Source organism: Mesorhizobium sp. M7A.F.Ca.CA.004.04.2.1 (assembly GCF_004022825.1).
Lineage (GTDB): Bacteria > Pseudomonadota > Alphaproteobacteria > Rhizobiales > Rhizobiaceae > Mesorhizobium.
The window spans coordinates 1-4,438 of the sequence record NZ_RZPH01000473.1 but is presented as its reverse complement, the minus strand read 5'-3'; the positions used below and the strand labels follow the sequence as shown (position 1 = coordinate 4,438).

6 protein-coding genes are annotated in these 4,438 nt (G+C 62.9%); 3 read left to right on the top strand and 3 right to left on the bottom strand.

Features of this window, described 5'->3' with window-relative positions; genetic code table 11:
- Window positions 1-64 precede the first annotated feature (64 nt).
- Window positions 65-322, bottom strand: a complete 258-nt coding sequence (locus EN893_RS20325) for a YjhX family toxin (RefSeq protein ID WP_127269620.1) — start codon at window positions 320-322, stop codon at window positions 65-67.
- A gap of 296 nt (window positions 323-618) precedes the next feature.
- Here EN893_RS20325 and gatB point away from each other — a divergent pair, with 296 nt between their 5' ends.
- The 3 genes from gatB to EN893_RS20305 are packed head-to-tail and all read left to right on the top strand — an operon-like array spanning window position 619 to window position 3,039.
- Window positions 619-2,118 (top strand): Asp-tRNA(Asn)/Glu-tRNA(Gln) amidotransferase subunit GatB, encoded by a 1,500-nt coding sequence (gene gatB / locus EN893_RS20315; RefSeq protein ID WP_127276897.1) that lies wholly within the window; start codon window positions 619-621, stop codon window positions 2,116-2,118.
- A gap of 4 nt (window positions 2,119-2,122) precedes the next feature.
- Window positions 2,123-2,611 (top strand): GNAT family N-acetyltransferase, encoded by a 489-nt coding sequence (locus EN893_RS20310; protein WP_127272405.1) that lies wholly within the window; start codon window positions 2,123-2,125, stop codon window positions 2,609-2,611.
- A gap of 32 nt (window positions 2,612-2,643) precedes the next feature.
- Window positions 2,644-3,039, top strand: coding sequence for a hypothetical protein (locus EN893_RS20305; protein WP_245465083.1), 396 nt, complete (start codon window positions 2,644-2,646; stop codon window positions 3,037-3,039).
- A 100-nt stretch (window positions 3,040-3,139) separates the two neighbouring features.
- Here the strand turns inward: EN893_RS20305 and panC are convergent, their stop codons facing one another.
- The gene (gene panC / locus EN893_RS20300) at window positions 3,140-3,991 is read right to left on the bottom strand and encodes a pantoate--beta-alanine ligase (RefSeq protein ID WP_127272406.1); all 852 of its coding nucleotides are present in this window, start codon (window positions 3,989-3,991) and stop codon (window positions 3,140-3,142) included.
- The coding region (locus EN893_RS20295; protein WP_206640147.1) for a 3-methyl-2-oxobutanoate hydroxymethyltransferase at window positions 3,988-4,438 on the bottom strand (451 nt) is incomplete at its 5' end. The genes panC and EN893_RS20295, both read right to left, overlap by 4 nt.

The window sequence follows — 4,438 nt, the reverse complement described above, 5'->3', positions numbered from 1 at the left end:
TATCGCCACTGCCTGAACGGTGAGGCGAACCGCCGGCCGGAGAACCGACCGGCGGAACCGCGGGCTACCTGTTGTCGAGTTCGGAGCGGACGAGTGCGAGCCCGCGCCGGGTGATGCGGTAGGGGCCGCCTCCCGACGAAGAAACCGCCTTCTTCCGCTTCAGCTTTCGAAACATGTCGAGATCGACGTCCGGATAGTGCCAGCCGTCGCGGGTCAGGCATTTGACGGAGGCGATCCGCTTCTTGTCGTTCTTTTCGATTTCAATGCGTCCGCCCTGCGCGAGCAGGTGCAGGATGCGCTGTTCAGTGCGCGAAATATCCATGTGAGAGTTTTCCGGGAAAACAAAAAATGCCGCCGCCGCGAAGCTTCGCGGCACGGGGTTTCAGGTTTTCTGCCCTGCCTCGCCAAGAGGTCAGGGCCTTACCGGGACTGAGCGTAAGTGGACATCCACTCTCCATTGGAATGGACGTCCTATAGGCGAAAGCGGCTGAGAAGGCCAGTCCGTGGCTTTGCGCTTGTGTTTTTTGGGCGCTTGTCTCGCGAAGCGGTTTGCACTAGCGAAGTTGCAAACCAAAATATGCGTAAATGCATAATCCGAGTTCCAATACGCAGGCCACAATGTCCCTCATCGACACCCGCACACCCGACGCCAAGCGCCTTGTTTCCGGTGCCACCGGCGACTGGGAGATCATCATCGGCCTCGAGGTCCATGCGCAGGTCACGTCGGAAGCAAAGCTGTTTTCGGGCGCCTCGACGGCCTTCGGCGCGCCGCCCAACGCCAATGTCAGCCTGGTCGATGCGGCGATGCCGGGCATGCTGCCGGTCATCAACGAGGAATGCGTCAAGCAGGCGATCCGCACCGGCCTGGGGCTGAAGGCGCAGATCAACCACAAGTCGGTCTTCGATCGGAAGAACTACTTTTATCCCGACCTGCCGCAGGGCTACCAGATCTCGCAGTTCAAGCAGCCGATCGTCGGCGAAGGCACGGTGATCGTTTCGGTCGGCCCGGACCGCCAGGGCGAATTCGAGGACATCGAGGTCGGCATCGAGCGGCTGCATCTGGAGCAGGATGCCGGCAAGTCGATGCACGACCAGCATGCGACCATGTCCTATGTCGATCTCAACCGCTCCGGCGTGGCGCTGATGGAGATCGTCTCCAAGCCGGACATGCGCTCGGCCGACGAGGCCAAGGCTTATGTCACCAAGCTGCGCACCATCGTGCGCTATCTCGGCACCTGCGACGGCAACATGGACGAAGGTTCGATGCGCGCCGACGTCAACGTTTCGGTGCGCAGGCCGGGCGGCGAGTTCGGCACGCGCTGCGAGATCAAGAACGTCAACTCGATCCGCTTCATCGGCCAGGCCATCGACTATGAGGCGCGCCGGCAGATCGCCATCCTCGAGGATGGCGGCAAGATCGATCAGGAGACGCGGCTGTTCGACGCCGTCAAGGGCGAGACGCGTTCGATGCGCTCCAAGGAAGAGGCGCATGATTACCGCTACTTCCCCGATCCCGACCTTTTGCCGCTGGAATTCGACCAGGCCTATGTCGATGCGCTGGCCAAGGAATTGCCGGAACTGCCGGACGACAAGAAGGCGCGGCTGATCGCGTCGCTCGGCCTGTCCGTCTATGACGCCTCGATCCTGGTGTCGGAAAAGCCGATCGCCGATTATTTCGAGAAGGTGGCCGCCGGCCGCGACGGCAAGCTTGCCGCCAATTGGGTCATCAACGATCTGCTCGGGCAATTGAACAAGGCCGGAAAAGACATTGAAAACGCTCCGGTTTCACCCGAGCAGCTCGGTGCGGTCATCGATCTGATCAAGGATGGCACCATCTCCGGCAAGATCGCCAAGGACCTGTTCGAGATCGTCTGGAATGAGGGCGGCGACCCTCGCCAACTGGTCGAGAGCCGTGGCATGAAGCAGGTCACCGACACCGGCGCCATCGAGAAGGCCGTCGACGACGTTATTGCCGCCAATCCCGACAAGGTCGAACAGGCGCGCGCCAAGCCGAGCATGGCCGGCTGGTTCGTCGGCCAGGTGATGAAGGCGACCGGCGGCAAGGCCAACCCGCAAGCCGTCAACGACCTCGTCAAGGCCAAGCTGGGCATCGAGTAGCGCCGTGTTCGTCCGCACCGCAGGTGAACGCGACCTTGCCGCTGTGCGGACGCTGCTGGTGGAAACGTGGCATGCGACCTATGACGCCATTTATGGCGCTGCCAAAGTCACCGAGATCACCGACGAATGGCACTCGGTCGCTTCGCTCCGCTCGCGGCTGACGCGGCCGAATTCGGAATTCCTGGTGGCCGATGATGGCAAGCGGATCGGCGGCATGGCTTTCGCCGCCGCCACCGCCGATGCGAAAATCATCCTGCTGAACCAGCTCTACGTCCATCCGGACTGCCAAAGGCGCGGGATCGGGCAAGCACTGCTCGACGAGGTCGAGGCCAGTTTCCCGGAAGCGCGAACGCTGCGCGTCGAGGTCGAGGAGGCCAATGGCGGCGCCATTGCTTTCTACCGGTCGAAGGGGTTTTTGCCTGTCAGTGCCGCGGAGGAGTCCCGCGATACCTCAAGACCGACGACGCTGAGTTTCGAGAAGTCGCTCGGATAGATTGCCACCGGGATGAATAGAGCGACCTGGCCATGCGTCATCGCGGCGTTTGCTGTGCCGGCTCACGACGGATATGCAAGGGCATGACCAAACTGTCCCGCATTACAGCGCTGGCGCTGCTCGCCATCATCATTTTCGCGACCTTGTCGCCGATCCAGATGCGGCCGCACCTCGCTGAAGCGAATGTCGAGCGTGCCTTGGCTTATGTCCTGTTGGGCTTCGCCCTGGCGATCGGCTTCCCCAACCGACTGTACCAGGTCGTGATCTTCGTGGCTGTGACCGCCGGCATGCTGGAACTGCTTCAGCTCATTGATCCCGGTCGCCATGCACGCCTCATCGATGCATTGGTGAAAGCCCTTGCCGGGGTGGTTGGGATCGTGGCGGGACACCTGATCGTCAGGGCCGGCGGACAAAAGAGCGAGAGCTAGGCGCGGCAGCAATCCGCCGCGATACGTCGACCCCAAAGAGTACGGGACCATCGACTGTGGTCGGCCCGTGTCTGTCTGGCCGAAGGATCGAGCCTTCGCGCTAGACAGCGGGAACCTCCACATTGTCGATCAGTCTGGTCTTGCCGAGCCATGCTGCCGCGAGAAGACGCCCTTCGCGGTTTCGGCGCCATGGCGCAAGCGTCAGGCTTTGGCGTACCTCGACATAGTCGACCTTTTGAAAGCCGGCGGCGATGAGGGCGCGGCTGGCCTCTTCGGTTGCGTCGCTCTGGCCGGCGCCTGCCGCCAGGGCCGCAGCCGTATTGCGCAATATGACGTTGAGTTGGCGGGCGATCTTCAGTTCGGCCTCATCGAGATAGGCGTTGCGTGACGACATGGCGAGACCATGCGCGTCGCGTATCGTCGGTGCGCCGATGATCTCGACAGGCAGGTCGAGGTCGCGGCAGAGCTGCCTCACCACACAAAGCTGCTGGTAGTCCTTCTCGCCGAAGACCGCACAGTCGGGCGTTGCCTGCAGGAGGAGCTTTGCCACCACGGTGGCGACGCCGTCGAAAAAGGTCGGCCGAAAGTCCGATTCGAGCCCGCCGGAGGGGCCGCCGACCGAGATTTTCGTGGCGAAGCCCGCGGGATACATCTCGCCAACCGTCGGTGTGAAGGCAAGGTCGGCCTTTGCCGCGCCCAACTGCTCGAGGTCGCGGGCGAGTTGGCGCGGGTACTTGTCGAGGTCTTCGCTCGGCGCGAACTGCGTCGGGTTGACGAAGATCGACACGACGCAGCGCTCGGCTTTTTGGAGCGCGATCCTGACCAGCGAGATGTGCCCGTCATGCAAAGCGCCCATGGTCGGCACCATGGCGACACGAAGGCCGTCGCGCCGCCAGTCCCGGATTTGCGCGCGAAGTGCGGCTACGCTGTCGACGACGACGGGTTGGCTCATGTGTCGTCCCTGCTGTTTGCCGCCGAAAAGACATGGCCGGGGCCGGGGAATGTCCGGCCCCGCACCTCGGCTGCATAGGTTTCCGCCGCATGCGAGATCACGCTGCGCAGGTCGGCGTATTCCTTGACGAATTTCGGCACGCGATCGACGGTCAGCCCGACCATGTCGTCGATGACCAGGATCTGGCCGTCGCATTCACCGCTGGCACCGATGCCGATGGTCGGAATGGCGAGGCGGCGGCTGATATCGGCGGCGACCCTCTCGACCGTGCCTTCGATGACCACCGAGAAAGCGCCGGCATTCTCGACGGCGAGCGCATCGCGAAGCAATGCCGCAACAGCCTCCTCGGTGCGGCCCTTGATCTTGTAGCCGCCGTCCTTCTCGACCGATTGCGGCTGCAGGCCGATATGTCCCATCACCGGAATGCCGGCGGCGACGATGGCCTCG